Source organism: Burkholderia contaminans, from assembly GCF_029633825.1.
Lineage (GTDB): Bacteria > Pseudomonadota > Gammaproteobacteria > Burkholderiales > Burkholderiaceae > Burkholderia > Burkholderia contaminans.
In genome coordinates this window covers 1,678,308-1,692,361 of the sequence record NZ_CP090640.1, presented here as the reverse complement: position 1 = coordinate 1,692,361, position 14,054 = coordinate 1,678,308, and the positions used below count along the sequence as shown (strand labels likewise).

The window sequence follows — 14,054 nt, the reverse complement described above, 5'->3', positions numbered from 1 at the left end:
GATCGACCGCCGGCCGCCGCCTCGCGGCGGCAGCCGGCGGGCCGCTTACTTCGACGCGAGCCCCATCTCGTCGCGCACCTTCGACACGTTGTCGCGCGTCGCGAGCATGCCGGTCGTCAGCGTCAGCGCCGGCGGCGCCTTGCCCTGCGTGATCCACGTGTACATCAGGTCCGAGGTTTCCTCGCCGTGGCGCTTCGGGCTGATGATCACGGTGCCGTAGAAGCCCGTCGGCTGCGGCTTCTTGAACTCGTTCAGCGCCGAATCGGAACCGCCGATGCCGATGCCGATCATGTTGTCCGCCTTGAAGCCGCGCCCTTCGGCCGCGCGCACCGCGCCGAGCACGGCCTCGTCGTTCAGGCCGTACGCCACCCAGTGCTTGAACTGCGGATTCTTCGTGAGCGCGATGTTCGCCGCGTTGAAGGCATTCTCCGTGTCGGTCTTCGCCTGCGGCGCCGCGATCACGTTCGCCTTCGGGAAGCCGGCGGCCACCAGCGCGTCGGTCGCGCCGCTGGTGCGGTCATGCGCGGTCGGCAACTGCTCGTAGGTGATGTCGATCGCGCCGACGTCCTTCATGTCCCAGCCGCGTTTCTTGATCTCGGCCGCGATGCCGTCGCCGACCTGCTTGCCGATGTTGTAAGCGGAAATCCCCATGTGCGGGACCGCCTCGATCGGCTTGCCCGCGCCGTCGACGAGGCGGTCGTCCACCGTCATCATCTTCAGGTTGTGCGACTTCGCCTTCGCGACGATGCCCGGCCCGAGCTTCACGTCGGGCGTGCAGATGATGAAGCCCTGCGCCTTCTGCGCCGACAGGTTGTCGATCGCGCTCATCACCTTCTCGCCGGACGGCGCGCCGATCTTCACGAGCGTGAAGCCCTTCTGCTTCGCGGCGATCTCGGCGAATTTCCACTCGTCCTGGAACCACGGCTCTTCCGGCTGCTTCACGAGGAAGCCGATCTTGACCGGGTCGGCCGCGTGCGCGACCGGACTGCCCATCACCACCGCGGCCGCGGCCGCCAGCGTTACGAACGTTCTGCGTTTCATCTCCAGTGTCTCCTTGTTTTCATCGAACAGGATGTAGCCGCTTGTTGGTTTCGACGCTGCGTGCGCGCGGCCGTCGCACGTGCGGTCTTTCGAATCGTTGCGTCAGTCGTGATACAGCGCCGCGCGCCCGCCATCGACGGTGATGCACGCGGCATTGATGAACGGCGCCTCGTCGGACGCGAGGAACACGGCCGTCATCGCGACCTCCTCCGGCCGGCCGATCCGCTTCATCGGCTGCAGCGCGAGCGTTTCGGCGCGCGCGGCAGCAGGGTCGGGTTGTGCGTCCCACCAGTCGCGCGTGAGCTGCGTCTCGATGTAGCCCGGCGCGATCGCGTTCACGCGCACGTTGCGCGCCGCGTATTCGATGCCGAGCGCGCGGGTGAGGCCCAGCACGCCGTGCTTCGCGACCGGGTACGGAAAGCAGCCCGGAATGATCCTGAACGCGTGCGTCGACGCAATGTTCACGATGCTGCCGCGGCCGCGTTCGACCATCCCCTCCAGCGCCGCGCGGCAACCGTGCCACACGCCGTCGAGGTCGACCGCGAAGCAGCGCCGCCAGTCGTCGTCGGTCATCGTCAGCGGATCGGCGAACACGTTGATGCCCGCGTTGTTCACGAGCACGTCGAGCGGGCCGAACGCCGCCTCGGTCTGCGCCAGTGCAGCACGCACCGACTCCTGCCGCGCGACATCCGCGTGCAGCGGCAGCACGCGCGCGCCGGCAATCTCCTGTGCAATCCCGGCGGCCGTGCGCTGCGCCTGCGGAAAGTCGAGATCGACGAGCGCGACGGCCGCCCCCTCGCGAACGAACGCGCGGGCGATCGCGGCGCCGATGCCCCGGCCCGCGCCCGTCACCATCGCGACCTTGTCCGCGAGGCGGCCCATCATGCGGCTCCGCCGCGCGCCGCGCGCAAGCCGGCCTGGAACGCATGCGCGTTCGCCGCGGTCGCGTCGGCCGACTGGCCGGGGCGATACAGCGCCGAGCCGAGCCCGAAACCGTTCGCGCCGGCATCGAGGAACGGCGCCATGTTGTCGGGCGAGATACCGCCGACCGGAATCAGCGGCACCGCGCGGTCGATCACCGCGCGCCACGCCTTCACGACAGGCACGCCGAGCTGCTCGGCCGGAAACATCTTCAGCACGTCGGCGCCGTTCGCGAGCGCCGCAAAGGCTTCGGTCGGCGTCGCCACGCCCGGCGCGCTCGCGAGGCCGCGCTCGCGAGCGCGGCGGATCACGGCTGCGTCGCTGTGCGGCATCACGATCAGCGCGCCGCCCGCATCCTGCACGCGGTCGACATACTCGGCGCGCAGCACGGTGCCCGCGCCGACGATCGCGTCGTCGGGCAGCGCACGCCGCAGCGCGGCGATGCTGTCGAACGGATCGGGCGAATTGAGCGGCACCTCGACGATCCGGAAGCCGGCTTCATAGAGCGCATGGCCGTGGTCGGCCGCTTCGGCAGGCGTGATCCCGCGCATGATCGCGATCAGCGGGCACGCGTCGAACGCACGCATCAGCGCGGCGTGGGGCGCATACGGTGCGGGCAGGGTCAGGTCGGAGGGCATCGAAAATTCCTCGGCAAACAGTTCATTGGTCGGCACAGACGGGCTCCCCATCCGCACGCACGAGCCCGGCGCGAGACGCGATTCGCCACAGGCCGCGATCGGTCGCGTGTGCGACGACGCGGGCGGGCGGGTGGCCGAATTCCTGGAGCGCATCGGCGTAGCGCGCGCACAAGCTGTCGTCGCCGATCAGCAGCAGCGGCTGGTCCGCGAGCGCGATGCCGCGCTCCGCGAGCATCGCGTCGAGCGCGTTGAGTTCATGGCCGATCAGCAGCCCGGACAGGTAATCGCCCTGCGCGTCGGGCGCGAGCCGGTCGGTCAGCCCGAGCGTGCGCGTGCTGAAGATCGTCGCGAGCAGCCCCGTGTGCTGCGCGCCGCGCGCGACCGAGACGCCGCGCACGAACGCCGCACGATCGGGCGATGCACCGGCGCGCATCGTGCGGCCGAGGATCGTGTGGTCGCGCAGCACCGCGAACAGCTCGCCCGTCATGAAGGTCTGGAAACGCTCGATCAGGCCGTCCCTCACCCATGCCCATTTCGCATGGGTGCCAGGCAAGCCGATCAGTACCCCTGAACGATCGGCGCCAAGCGTGGGATCGCTCGCGAGTGCACCGAATATCTGCGTTTCTTCGCCGCGCATCACGTCGGGCAATTCGCCCGTGGCGATGACGCCCGGCACGATCGAGATCGTCGTGCCGCGCGACGTCGTCACCGTAATGAGGCCCTTGACGAGCGCATCGGCGCCGGCCGGCACCGCGACGTACGGCGCCTCGCGCCAGCCCTGAGCGCTGCCGACCATCCCGGCGGCGAGCACCGGCAGGCCCGGCGTGCGGTCGAGCCAGTCGCCGCACGCTTCCTCGAACACGGCGTCGAACGCGCGCGCGCCGCCGCCCGGCACATGCATGACGCCCGCCGCACGGCTGCGCGTGTCGATGAGCGCGCCGTGCGCGTCGTACAGATAAGCGCGCAGCGACGTCGTGCCCCAGTCGAGCGCGATCAGCGACGGAGTGGCGGTACTGGCATCCGGAACGGGCCGGGTCGAAGTCGTCATCGTTTGATCCTGCGGGTACCCTGCGGCGGGCTCCAGCCCAGTTCCGCGGAAATGGCTCGCGCTTCGCGCTGCACGAGCGGAATCAGTTCGTCCATCCGGTCGTGCGGCATGTACGGAATCGTGCTCGCGACCGACACGGCCGCGACGATCGCGCCCGATGCGTCGCGGATCGGCGCGGCCACGCAGCGGATCGACGCCTCGTTTTCCTCGAGATCGAACGTGTAGCCGCCGGCCGCGTAATGCGCCATGCGCTGCAGGAACGCGCTCGTCTCGGGCCGGTTGTCCGGCTTGAAATTGACGCCGGCGAGCGCCCGCCGCGCGGCCTCGAACAGCGAGCGCCACGTGTCGGGATCGGTGTCGAGCATCATCGCCTTGCCGATGCCGGTCGACGCGAGCGGCATCCGGTGGCCGACGCGCGAGCGCATCTCGAGGCCGCGCGTGCCGGGAATCTTGTCGATGTACAGCACGTCGTCGCCGTCGCGCACGCCGAGATGGATCGTGTCGAGCGTCGCTTCCGCGAGCGCTTCGAGGTGCGGGCGCGCCACCGCGGTGAGCGGCATCTGCTCGAGCGCGATCGTGCCGAGCTCGATCAGCTTCGGGCCGAGCAGGTAGCCGCCCTGCACCTGGCGCAGGTAGCGCGCCTGCACGAGGCTGCTGACGAGGCGATGCGTCGTGCTGCGCGTCGTGCCGAGCGCGGCGCCGATCGCACGCATGTCGCGCGCGCCGTTCGCGATCGCCTCGAGGATCGCGAGACCGCGCAGCAACGTCTGCGTACCGGCCTGCTGTGCGGCGAGATCGAGCGGCGTGCTGGTCGCGCCGATGCTGTCGGTCAGCGACGCATCGTCCGGCGTCGCACGCCGGGCGTCGAGGGCAAGGGTATCGGGCATCTTGGTCATGGGGCGGGCTTCTTCAACGGAATCGGTGAAGCCGTTCGCACGATGCCGGAACTGCGCGCGGCGTCGCGACGAGGCGGCGGTCGATGCACCGAGTAAAGCGCCCGGCGAACTTCATGGAAGGTGTCTCCGTGTGCGTCGGGCGCCGCGCGATGCGTGGGTCCGAAGCTGTCGATGTGCTTCGGATTGTAGGAGCGCACGCACTCGCCTCCAATATTTGAATGCGTTGCCCAGATAATGAGAATTCGGCGTGAATCCGCCAGGTATTCGACGTAACGGCGGCTTCATGTGCACGGGGGCGAAACCCGCCGTGCAGCAGGTTCCGCCCCCGTTTGTTCACCGCGCGCCGTGCTTACTGCTGGCTGCTCGTGCTGCGTGCCTGCATGTAGCGCTGGACGTCCGCGAACGACACGCGGCCGTTGCCGCCCGAGTCGATCTGCCGGAAGTGGTTCGCGACATAGCCGAGGCCGGCCGCGCGTGCCTGCGACTCCGTGATCGAACCCGTGTTCTGCGCGTCGGCCGCGCTGAACTGTCGCGCGAGCTTGCGCACCACCTGCGCATGCAGCGCGGCGCCCGTCGTCTGCGTGCCGGCGGTCGGCTTGCGCGCGGCCGGCGGTACATACGGATCGCCGAGCTGCGCCTGGCGCGCACGCACCGGTGCGGCGGCGTCGCTCGCCTGCGCGAACGCGGATACGGATGCTGCTGCGCCGGCACAGGCGAGCGCCGCTGCAACGACGATGAAACGGTTCTTCATATCAGGCTCCAGTCTGGAATGAGGTCGTCGACGGCAGGCGCGGCGCCACCGCGGGCGCGCATCGCCTGCCTGGCGCAGCATCAGTGCGCGGCCGCGTTGTAGAAGGTCACGAGGTCGGCTTTCTCCTGCGGACGCGACGTATCGTCGAGATAGACCATGTGTCCGCCCTGATAGTCCTTGATCGTCAGGTTCGGTTGCGTCCCGAGCCGCGCGAGGTCGAGCTCGGTCTGGTAGAACGGCGTCGCGATGTCGTGATACCCGTTCAGCGACAACACCTTCAGTTGCGGATTCAGCGACAGCGCCGCGGCGAGATCGGGGATCGTGTCCGGCATCGCGAGGCCGTCGTGGGTCCAGTCCCACGTGTTGATCGCATTGCTGCTCACCGAGTAGGCCGACTGCGCGGTGTACTTCAGCTCGTTCGGCAGGTACTTGCCGATCGTGTCGGTGAACGGCTTCGTGATGAACGAGCTCGACGGATCGCCGTCGGCCGCCAGCGGGCTCGATACCGGCACGTTCACGCGCGCGTCGTAGCGGCCGATCAGCGTGCCCGGGATCAGCGACAGCTGGAAGCTGTTGTCGAAGAAGGTCGGGATCACGTTGAAGTCCGCATTCCACAGCGACTGCTTCACGCCGGTCGAATTCACCATCGTCGTGACGAGGGTCGGCGGCGGCGGCGTATGGCTCGCCAGATACGCGTTCACGGCCGGCGCGTAGCTGCCGGCCGTCAGCAGGCGCATCTGGTCCGCGTACTGCGGCAGGCTCGACGGGTTCGGGTTGTCGAGCTGGTAGTACGCGCCGACCGTGCCATACGACGGCACGAAACCCGCGCAACTCACCGGGCTCGACCCGTTGTTCGAGTTGCCGATGTAGTCGCTCGCCATGTCGCAGTTCACGTTGTAGTTCAGGATCGACGACTGCAGCACGATGCCGTCGAGCTTCACGCCGGCCGTCTCGAGCAGGTTCGCGAGCACGTCGGTGCGCGGCGTGCCGTACGATTCCCCGAACAGGTATTTCGGCGAGTCGTTGCGCTGGTTCACGGCGATGTAGCGCGTCACGAAATCGCGGAACGCGCCGCCGTCCTGGTCGACGCCCCAGAACGTCTGGTTCGTGTTCGGCGCGATCGCCTCCGAGAAGCCGGTGCCGATTGCATCGACGAACACGAGGTCGGTCGTGTCGAGCAGGCTTTCCTGGTTGTCGACGAACGGGAACGTCGACGTGTTTGCGTTCGGGTCGCCCGTCTGGATCCGGCGCGGGCCGAACGAGCCGAGGTGCAGCCACACCGATGCCGAGCCGGGGCCGCCGTTGTACAGGAACGTGACGGGCCGCTTTGCCGCGGGCTGGTTGTCGGCCGTATAGGCGACATAGAAGAACGATGCTTCGGGCGCGCCGGTCTGCGGATTGCGCGCGACGAGATGGCCGGCCGTGGCCGTGTAGCGGATCGTCTTGCCGTTGAGGGTGATCTGGTGATGCGTGACGGCGGCCTTTTCAACCGCGGCGGAGGCGTCGAGCGACGCGTTTGCGCTCGACGAATAACTGTTCGGATCGTTGTACGCCTTGTCCACCTGACTGGCGGGATCGGCTGAATTGTCGGCGCTGGCAGCAGTAGACGAAGTCACGTCGTCGTTGCAGGCCGTCAGAATCAGCGAAGAAAACACCACTCCCAACAACAGCTTCGCTTTGCTTGCTGGCATCGTTGCTTTCCTTCTCTCGGATGTTGTTGTGTCGAGCAGCCGGATAAGCCACCCCCGCCTCGATAGCGGCCGATAAGCCGAGGCGCTGGCCAATATACGCGAGCCCGTCAGCTTTGAAAAATTTTGAAATATTTGGCTGGCGGCCGGTGCGGCGCACACCTTTCAGGAATGCTTCGGTTTGCGAAACGTTGCATTTCACACACCTTTCATCGACTTTCGTGTTTACGCGGGAAGACTAAAAATCCCGGAATTTCGTGCCATATCGGCAAACAAAATCGCACGGCGCCCGGTATTGCTCAGCAAAACGAAATAGATGGATTCGTCTAAAGGATGTGGCACGAAATGCGTATGACACACATGCGCTGCAGCGCACAAACGATCCGCGCGTGGCGCACGGGCGATGAAACCGTCAATGCGACGGCGCGAGCGCGCCGTTCATTGTGATTGCGGCAGCTCGGCCGCGCCCATCCGGCGGGCAATGACTGCCGCACGCTGCGCCTGGTAGGCCGAGCCGCGGTGCGCGTCGAACCAGCGCGGCTTCGGCAGCATCACCGCGAGGCGCGCCGATTGCCACGCGCCGAGCCGGCTCGCGGGAATCCTGTAGTAATAGCGGGCGGCCGCTTCGGCGCCGTACACGCCGCGCCCCCACTCGACGGAATTCAGGTAGATCTCGAAGATCCGCTCCTTGTCGAGCACGGTTTCGAGCATCCACGTGATGATGAGCTCCTGCCCCTTGCGGATGTAGCTCTTCTCGCGCGACAGGAACAGGTTGCGCGCGAGCTGCTGCGTGATCGTCGAGCCGCCGGAGACGATCCGGCCGCGCGCCTTGTTCTTCTCCCACGCCTGCAGGATCGCGTCGACGTCGTAGCCGTTGTTGGTCGCGAACGTCGAATCTTCCGACGCGATCAGTGCGCGCTTCAGGTTGCGCGAGATCTGGTCGTACGGCACCCATTGATGCTGGATCTGCGCGGGCGGCTTGTCGCGAGACAGCCACCACGCGTCGGTGCGCATGAACGCGGTCGAGCCCGGGTTCACGAACGACCACAGCGCGATCTGCGCGAGATAGAACAGCTGCGTCGCGAGCCACGCGCCCGCGAACACCGATCCCGCATAGACGATCCAGCGAGTCGGGCTCACCGTCCGCGTGGGCTGCGTGCCGCTCACCGCCACCACGTGCCGCGCTCCGTTCAGCTTGCCGCAAGCGCCTGGCGCAGCGCGGCCAGCACCGGTGCGCCGTCCGGCCGCACGCCGCGCCAGATGAAGAACGATTCGGCCGCCTGCTCGACGAGCATCCCGAGGCCGTCGGCCGTGCGCGCGCCGAGCGCCGCCGCATGCTGCATGAACACCGTCGGCTGCGCGCCGTACATCATGTCGTACGCAAGCGTGCCCGCGCCGAATGCCGCCGCGTCGCACTCCGGCAGCGCGGCATCGAGGCTGCCGGCCGTCGCATTGATCACCACGTCGTACGGTTCCGCGCGCACGACATCGGGGCCGCCGCCCGCGAGCGTGCAGCCCGCGTCGTGCGCGGCCTGCATGAACTGGCCGACGAGCGCTTCGGCCTTGCTCGCGGTGCGATTCACGATCGTGATCGACAGCGGCGCGCGGTCGAGCAGCGGCAGCACGACACCGCGTGCCGCGCCACCCGCGCCGAGCAGCAGGATGCGTGCGCCTGCCAGCGACACGCCGAGATTCGCTTCGATGTCGCGCACGAGGCCGACACCGTCGGTGTTGTCGCCGTGGATGCGGCCGTCGGCGTCGATGCGCAGCGTATTCACGGCACCCGCCGCCGCGGCGCGCGGCGACAACGTATCGGCGAGCGCATGCGCGTCGAGCTTGAACGGCACCGTCACATTCGCACCGCGACCGCCTTCGGCGACGAATGCCCGCACGGCCGCCTCGAAACCGTCGACCGGCGCGAGCCGGTGCGTGTATTCGACCGGTTCGCCCGTTTGTGCGGCGAATTGCGCGTGAATGAACGGCGACTTGCTGTGCGCCACCGGATTGCCGAACACCACATAGCGGTCGGCGCCGCTCGTCGACGACGCAACCGCGGTCATGATGCGCGCCCCTCTTCGCCGGCGTCGCCGTTCGCGGCTTCGCCGCCTTCGCCAGCTGCTGCGCCATCCGCTTCCGCCAGTGCTTCGGCTTCGGTTTCGGCCGTCGCGTCTTCGGCGTCGATCAGCGTGTCTTCGCCGCCTTCGGCGTCATCCTCTTCCTCGGCCGCGTCGCTGCTCGTCACGGTCGGCGCGTCGAGCACGTTCAGCAACCGCACCGACGCCTCGATCGTCAACTCGTCGAGCGACATCACGTCGAGCAGCACGCGCGTGCCGCGCGCATGCACGCCGAGCCCCGGCACGTGCAGCAGCAGCGGAATTTCCTCGAGGCGCACGAGGTCGCCCTTCACGACGCTCGCGACGACCTGCTTCTTCTGTTCCTGCGCGAGCCAGCGCAGGCACCAGAAATATTCCATCCGGCGCTGGTAGTCGGCGTAGGCCGTGTAGGTGTCGTCGAAGCCCTGCACGACTGCGTACAGATCGGCGTCCTTCGGCTTGAACGGCGCGGCGAGCTTCGCGGTAACGCCATGCTGCACGCACGCGAGCAATTGCCACTGGTTCACGAGGTCGACGTAGCGGCGCAGCGGCGACGTGCTCCACGCGTACTGCGCCACGCCGAGGCCTTCATGCGGCGCGGCCGTCGTCTGCATCCGCGTGCGCTTCGGGCCCGGCGCGCCGAAGCCGCGCTGCGAGCGGTAGATGCCCGGTACCGTGTGGTCGTGCAGGAACGCGCCCCAGGTCGAGTTCGCGAGGATCGCGAGCTCCGACACGATCAGGTCGAGCGGCGACCCGCGACGGCGCGGCGTGATCGACACGTGCTCGCCGTCGACGTAGAAGTTGTAGTCGGTGTTGCGCTGCACCTCGCGCTTCAGGCCATAGCCCGCGCGCGCGACCTGGCGCTTCTCGAACAGCGCCTGCGCGAGCGGCCACAGCACGGCGATGTCGTCCTTGTGCGGATAGTCGCCGGTGCCGGCCGCGAGCGTCTCTTCGTTGACGAGTTCGTCGAGGTGGTTGTGTCGCAGGTTGCTCTTCACGAACACGAGCTCGGCGCGCGTCTCGTTCGCGACGATCTCCTGCGTTTCGCGGTTGACGATGATGTACAGCGACAGCGCCGGGCGGTAATCGCCCTCTTTCAGCGTGAACACGTCGACGACGTCGTCCGGCAGCATCGTGATCTTGTCGCCCGGCATGTAGACGGTCGACAGGCGCGTGCGCGCGATCGCGTCGACCGGGTCGCCGCGCACGATGCCGAGCGCCGGTGCCGCGATGTGCACGCCGATCCGCACGCGGCCGTCGGCCAGGTGCTCGACCGAGAACGCATCGTCGATTTCGGTCGTCGTGATGTCGTCGATCGAGAACGCCTGGACGTCCGCGCGCGGCAGGTCGTCCGGCAGCGCGCCGACCGTGACGGCCGGGAAGCCCGTACCGTGCGGGAAGAATTCCGCGAGGAAGCGCGCCTCGTGCAGCGCGCGCGGCGACGCGATGCCGCCGCAGTCGAGCATCAGCCGCGCCGGCGACACGCCGCGCGCGGCAGCCGCCGCTTCCATTGCCTTGTATTCGATCGCGTTCTTGTCCGGCCGCGTCAGCAGCCCGAGCACCTTGCCCGCGAACGCGTCCGGCAGCTTGCCGGCCTTCAGTTCCTCTTCATACTGCACCTGGACGAGCGCCTGCTGGCGCTTGCGCTCGAGCGACGCGAGCGCCATCTTGAGCTGCTCTTCCGGCGCGCGCTGGTACTGGCCGCGCCCCTTGCGGCGAAAGTAGACGGGCGAGCCGTGCAGTCGCAACACCAGCGCCGCGCGCTCGACCGGGCCGTACGTCGCGCCGAAGTATTCCGCGGCCAGCGCCGTATACGCGAACTCGTCGGCCGGCGCGCATTCCCACAGGAAATCCAGATCGATCTGCTGCGCGGCCGTGTCGGCCTCCTGCATCAGTTCGCTTGCGGCCGGCTTGTCGAATTCGATCAGCACGTCTTTCGCGCGCACCTTCGCCCGCCGCCCGCCGGGCAACTCGACCTGAAACGCGTCGCCCTGGCGCGACAGCACGCTGCCCGCCTTGAAACTGCCCGATTCCTCGAAGAAAACGTTCACTCAGTACTCTCGTTCAGACTGCCGGGCGCCGCGTCGGCGGCGCCGCATGATGATGGGAATTCGATCGGCACGTGGCCGGTTTAAGACGTCTTTCCGTCGCAAAACGCGAGAACGTCGTCGACATAGTCGGCAAATTCGCTGATCCCGTGATCGCTGCCTTCGATCACGCGCGTTTTCGCGCCCGGGTAATGCGCGAGCATCTCGCGGTAATCGAGTACCTCGTCGCCGGTCGCCGCGAACAGATAGTAGCGTTCGGGACGCGTGATCGCCGGCACGCGCAGCGCATCGAGCTCCTGCAGGTGACGGCGCTCGACGACGATCGTGCCGCCGCCGTGGTACAGCGGCTGTTCGCCGAGATGCTGCTCCAGATCGCGTTGCGGCACGATGGCCGGATTCAGCAGCACGGCCTTCCAGCCGTGCTTTTCGGCCAGCCAAGTCGCGTAATAGCCGCCGAGCGAGCTGCCGATGACGGTCACGTCGCGCGCACCGGCCACCTCCGCCTCCGCGACCGCGATCGCCTCGAGCGGCGACACCGACAGCGACGGGCACCGCCACTCGTCGGTGCGGCCGAGTTCGGCCATGCGCGCGGCAAGTAGCCGCGACTTCTGCGATTCCGGCGACGACCGGAAGCCGTGCAGGTACAGGATCACGGGCGGCTCCCGAGCGCGTCGAGCAGCTTCTGGTGCACGCCGCCGAAGCCGCCGTTGCTCATCACGAGCACGTGGTCGCCCGGGCGCGCGGCCGCGACGACGGACTTCACCAGCAGGTGCAGATCGTCGAATGCGTGCGCCTTCTCACCCAGCGGCGCCAGGGCCTCGGCCAGATTCCAGCCGAGCGCATCGCGCCCGGTCGGCGCGCCGTAGCCGAACACGAGATCGGCGTCGGCCAGGCTCGCCGGCAATTGCGACTTCATCACGCCGAGCTTCATGGTGTTCGAGCGCGGCTCGAGCACCGCGAGGATGCGGGCATTCTGACGGCCGATGCGTGCACGAAGGCCGGCGATCGTAGTGTCGATCGCGGTCGGATGGTGCGCGAAGTCGTCGTAGATGGTCACGCCGTCCACGCTGCCGCGCACTTCCATCCGGCGCTTCACGTTACGGAACGACGCGAGGGATTCGGCCGCCTGCGCGGGCGGCACGCCGACATGGCGCGCGGCCGCGATCGCCGCGAGCGCGTTCATCCGGTTGTGATCGCCCTGCACTTGCCACGCGACTTCGCCGACGCGTTCCGCGTGCGAATACACCGCGAAGCGCTCGTCGACCGGCACGCCGTCCTCGGCCGGCAGCGCCTGCCAGCCGCCGTCGACGCCGAAGCGCTCGACCTCGCTCCAGCAGCCGCGCGCCAGCACGCGCTCGAGCGCATCCGAGCGGCCGTTCGTGACGATCCGGCCGACACCGGGCACCGTACGCACGAGATGGTGGAATTGCGTCTCGATCGCAGCGAGATCCGGGAAGATGTCGGCGTGATCGAATTCGAGGTTGTTCAGCACCGCGGTGCGCGGCCGGTAGTGGACGAACTTCGAGCGCTTGTCGAAGAACGCCGTATCGTATTCGTCGGCCTCGATCACGAAGAAGCTCGAATCGGTGAGCCGCGCCGACACGCCGAAGTTCAGCGGCACGCCGCCGATCAGGAAGCCCGGATTCAGGCCCGCGTCTTCCAGCAGCCACGCGAGCATCGACGACGTGGTCGTCTTGCCGTGCGTGCCCGCGACCGCGAGCACCCATTTGCCGGCCAGCACGTGCTCGCCGAGCCATTGCGGGCCCGACACGTACGGCAGGCCGCGATCCAGGATCGCCTCCATCAGCGGATTGCCGCGCGTGACGACGTTGCCGATCACGAACAGGTCCGGTTTCAGGTCGATCTGCTCGGCGCCGTAGCCCTCGATCAGCGTGATGCCCTGCGCCTCGAGCTGCGTGCTCATCGGCGGATAGACGCCCGCGTCGCAACCCGTCACCGTGTGGCCCGCCTCGCGCGCGAGTACGGCGAGACCGCCCATGAAGGTGCCGCAGATGCCAAGAATGTGGATGTGCATAGATGAATGCTTTCGCGCCGCCGGGCGCCGTCGATTCGGAAAGAATGCGTGTGCGGCGCGGCGGACGGGCCGTGCGGCCGACGCCCGGCCAACGGCTTTTGCCGCGACACAAAGAACACTATTGTAACTGACGGCCTGCCGTGCCCGGCGGCCCGAACGCTGCGCGCGGACGGCGCCGGCACGCCGGGCGGCAGGCCGCCGCACCGCGCTCGGGCCCTGCGGCGATCGAGTATGATTGCCGGATCATGTCTCGTAAAACCCTTCTCGACCCGCGGCGCGTCCGCGAGGAAATCGCCCAGTCCGCCGCGCGCCTGATCGCGGAGGACGGCCTGGACTATGCCGGCGCCAAGCGCAAGGCCGCGCGGCAGTTGCTGGGCGATACGCGCGTTGCCGGCGAATGGCTGCCGGATAACGACCAGATCGAGGAAGAATTGCGCGAGTACCTCGCCCTGTTCCAGAGCGACACGCAGCCGGACGAACTGCGCCGCCTGCGTGAAATCGCGCTCGACTGGATGCGCCGGCTCGCCGAGTTCCATCCTTATGTGACGGGCGCCGTGCTGAACGGCACCGCGAACGCGCATTCGGACATCCATTTGCAGGCATTCACCGACAACCCGAAGGACGTCGCGATCTACCTGCTGAACCAGAACGTCCAGTACGACGTATCCGAGACGCGGCACTTCGCGGGTCGCGCCGACGTCGAGACGCTCAGTTTCCTGTGGCGCCCGCGGCGCGACGTCGATGCAATCGGCATCCACCTCGCGCTCTATGCGAGCGACGACCTGCGTGGCGCGGTCAAGGCCGACGCGCGCGGCCGGGTCGCCCGTGCGGATGCCGCCGCGCTGCGCGCGCTCGTCGAAGCAGGCAAGACCCCTTCCGAACCGGAATGATTCAA

The 14,054-nt window shown here is 68.0% G+C and carries 13 protein-coding genes; 1 reads left to right on the top strand and 12 read right to left on the bottom strand.

The window, feature by feature from the left end; all coding sequences use genetic code 11:
- Positions 1-45 precede the first annotated feature (45 nt).
- From LXE91_RS07915 to mpl, 12 genes are all read right to left on the bottom strand, one after another.
- Entirely contained in the window at positions 46-1,041 is a 996-nt protein-coding gene (locus LXE91_RS07915) for an arabinose ABC transporter substrate-binding protein (protein WP_039353007.1), read from the bottom strand.
- A gap of 102 nt (positions 1,042-1,143) precedes the next feature.
- Positions 1,144-1,923, bottom strand: coding sequence for an SDR family oxidoreductase (locus LXE91_RS07910; protein ID WP_039353010.1), 780 nt, complete (start codon positions 1,921-1,923; stop codon positions 1,144-1,146).
- Positions 1,923-2,600 carry a 2-dehydro-3-deoxy-6-phosphogalactonate aldolase gene (locus LXE91_RS07905; protein ID WP_039353183.1) on the bottom strand — a complete coding sequence of 226 codons (678 nt, stop codon included), beginning with the start codon at positions 2,598-2,600 and terminating at the stop codon, positions 1,923-1,925. Before LXE91_RS07905 ends, LXE91_RS07910 begins: the two co-directional genes overlap by 1 nt.
- 22 nt (positions 2,601-2,622) lie before the next feature.
- The gene (locus tag LXE91_RS07900) at positions 2,623-3,648 is read right to left on the bottom strand and encodes a 2-dehydro-3-deoxygalactonokinase (protein WP_039353013.1); all 1,026 of its coding nucleotides are present in this window, start codon (positions 3,646-3,648) and stop codon (positions 2,623-2,625) included.
- Positions 3,645-4,544, bottom strand: a complete 900-nt coding sequence (locus tag LXE91_RS07895) for an IclR family transcriptional regulator (protein WP_011350890.1) — start codon at positions 4,542-4,544, stop codon at positions 3,645-3,647. The genes LXE91_RS07900 and LXE91_RS07895 overlap by 4 nt, the downstream gene beginning before the upstream one ends.
- 349 nt (positions 4,545-4,893) lie before the next feature.
- Positions 4,894-5,295 carry an EF-hand domain-containing protein gene (locus LXE91_RS07890; protein WP_039353016.1) on the bottom strand — a complete coding sequence of 134 codons (402 nt, stop codon included), beginning with the start codon at positions 5,293-5,295 and terminating at the stop codon, positions 4,894-4,896.
- A gap of 80 nt (positions 5,296-5,375) precedes the next feature.
- Entirely contained in the window at positions 5,376-6,986 is a 1,611-nt protein-coding gene (locus LXE91_RS07885; RefSeq protein ID WP_039353019.1) for a S10 family peptidase, read from the bottom strand.
- Between the two features lie 435 nt (positions 6,987-7,421).
- Positions 7,422-8,159 carry a monofunctional biosynthetic peptidoglycan transglycosylase gene (gene mtgA / locus LXE91_RS07880; RefSeq protein WP_039353022.1) on the bottom strand — a complete coding sequence of 246 codons (738 nt, stop codon included), beginning with the start codon at positions 8,157-8,159 and terminating at the stop codon, positions 7,422-7,424.
- A 14-nt stretch (positions 8,160-8,173) separates the two neighbouring features.
- Positions 8,174-9,043 carry a shikimate dehydrogenase gene (gene aroE, locus LXE91_RS07875; protein ID WP_039353025.1) on the bottom strand — a complete coding sequence of 290 codons (870 nt, stop codon included), beginning with the start codon at positions 9,041-9,043 and terminating at the stop codon, positions 8,174-8,176.
- Positions 9,040-11,127 carry a ribonuclease catalytic domain-containing protein gene (locus LXE91_RS07870; RefSeq protein ID WP_039353028.1) on the bottom strand — a complete coding sequence of 696 codons (2,088 nt, stop codon included), beginning with the start codon at positions 11,125-11,127 and terminating at the stop codon, positions 9,040-9,042. The genes aroE and LXE91_RS07870 overlap by 4 nt, the downstream gene beginning before the upstream one ends.
- An 80-nt stretch (positions 11,128-11,207) precedes the next feature.
- Entirely contained in the window at positions 11,208-11,777 is a 570-nt protein-coding gene (locus LXE91_RS07865) for a YqiA/YcfP family alpha/beta fold hydrolase (protein WP_039353030.1), read from the bottom strand.
- Positions 11,774-13,159, bottom strand: a complete 1,386-nt coding sequence (mpl, locus tag LXE91_RS07860) for a UDP-N-acetylmuramate:L-alanyl-gamma-D-glutamyl-meso-diaminopimelate ligase (RefSeq protein ID WP_039353033.1) — start codon at positions 13,157-13,159, stop codon at positions 11,774-11,776. Before mpl ends, LXE91_RS07865 begins: the two co-directional genes overlap by 4 nt.
- A gap of 245 nt (positions 13,160-13,404) precedes the next feature.
- On the opposite strand from mpl, the gene LXE91_RS07855 reads away from it, so the two are divergent.
- On the top strand, positions 13,405-14,049 hold the full coding sequence (locus tag LXE91_RS07855) for a hypothetical protein (protein WP_039353186.1): 645 nt from the start codon (positions 13,405-13,407) through the stop codon (positions 14,047-14,049).
- Positions 14,050-14,054 lie beyond the last annotated feature (5 nt).

Coding starts and splice junctions, on each gene's coding strand:
- LXE91_RS07890 (WP_039353016.1), bottom strand. CDS start 5,295: ATGAAGAACCGTTTCATCGTCGTTGCAGCGGCGCTCGCCTGTGCCGGC.
- LXE91_RS07900 (WP_039353013.1), bottom strand. CDS start 3,648: ATGACGACTTCGACCCGGCCCGTTCCGGATGCCAGTACCGCCACTCCG.
- LXE91_RS07895 (WP_011350890.1), bottom strand. CDS start 4,544: ATGACCAAGATGCCCGATACCCTTGCCCTCGACGCCCGGCGTGCGACG.
- LXE91_RS07885 (WP_039353019.1), bottom strand. CDS start 6,986: ATGCCAGCAAGCAAAGCGAAGCTGTTGTTGGGAGTGGTGTTTTCTTCG.
- LXE91_RS07905 (WP_039353183.1), bottom strand. CDS start 2,600: ATGCCCTCCGACCTGACCCTGCCCGCACCGTATGCGCCCCACGCCGCG.
- aroE (WP_039353025.1), bottom strand. CDS start 9,043: ATGACCGCGGTTGCGTCGTCGACGAGCGGCGCCGACCGCTATGTGGTG.
- LXE91_RS07855 (WP_039353186.1), top strand. CDS start 13,405: ATGTCTCGTAAAACCCTTCTCGACCCGCGGCGCGTCCGCGAGGAAATC.
- mpl (WP_039353033.1), bottom strand. CDS start 13,159: ATGCACATCCACATTCTTGGCATCTGCGGCACCTTCATGGGCGGTCTC.
- LXE91_RS07910 (WP_039353010.1), bottom strand. CDS start 1,923: ATGGGCCGCCTCGCGGACAAGGTCGCGATGGTGACGGGCGCGGGCCGG.
- LXE91_RS07915 (WP_039353007.1), bottom strand. CDS start 1,041: ATGAAACGCAGAACGTTCGTAACGCTGGCGGCCGCGGCCGCGGTGGTG.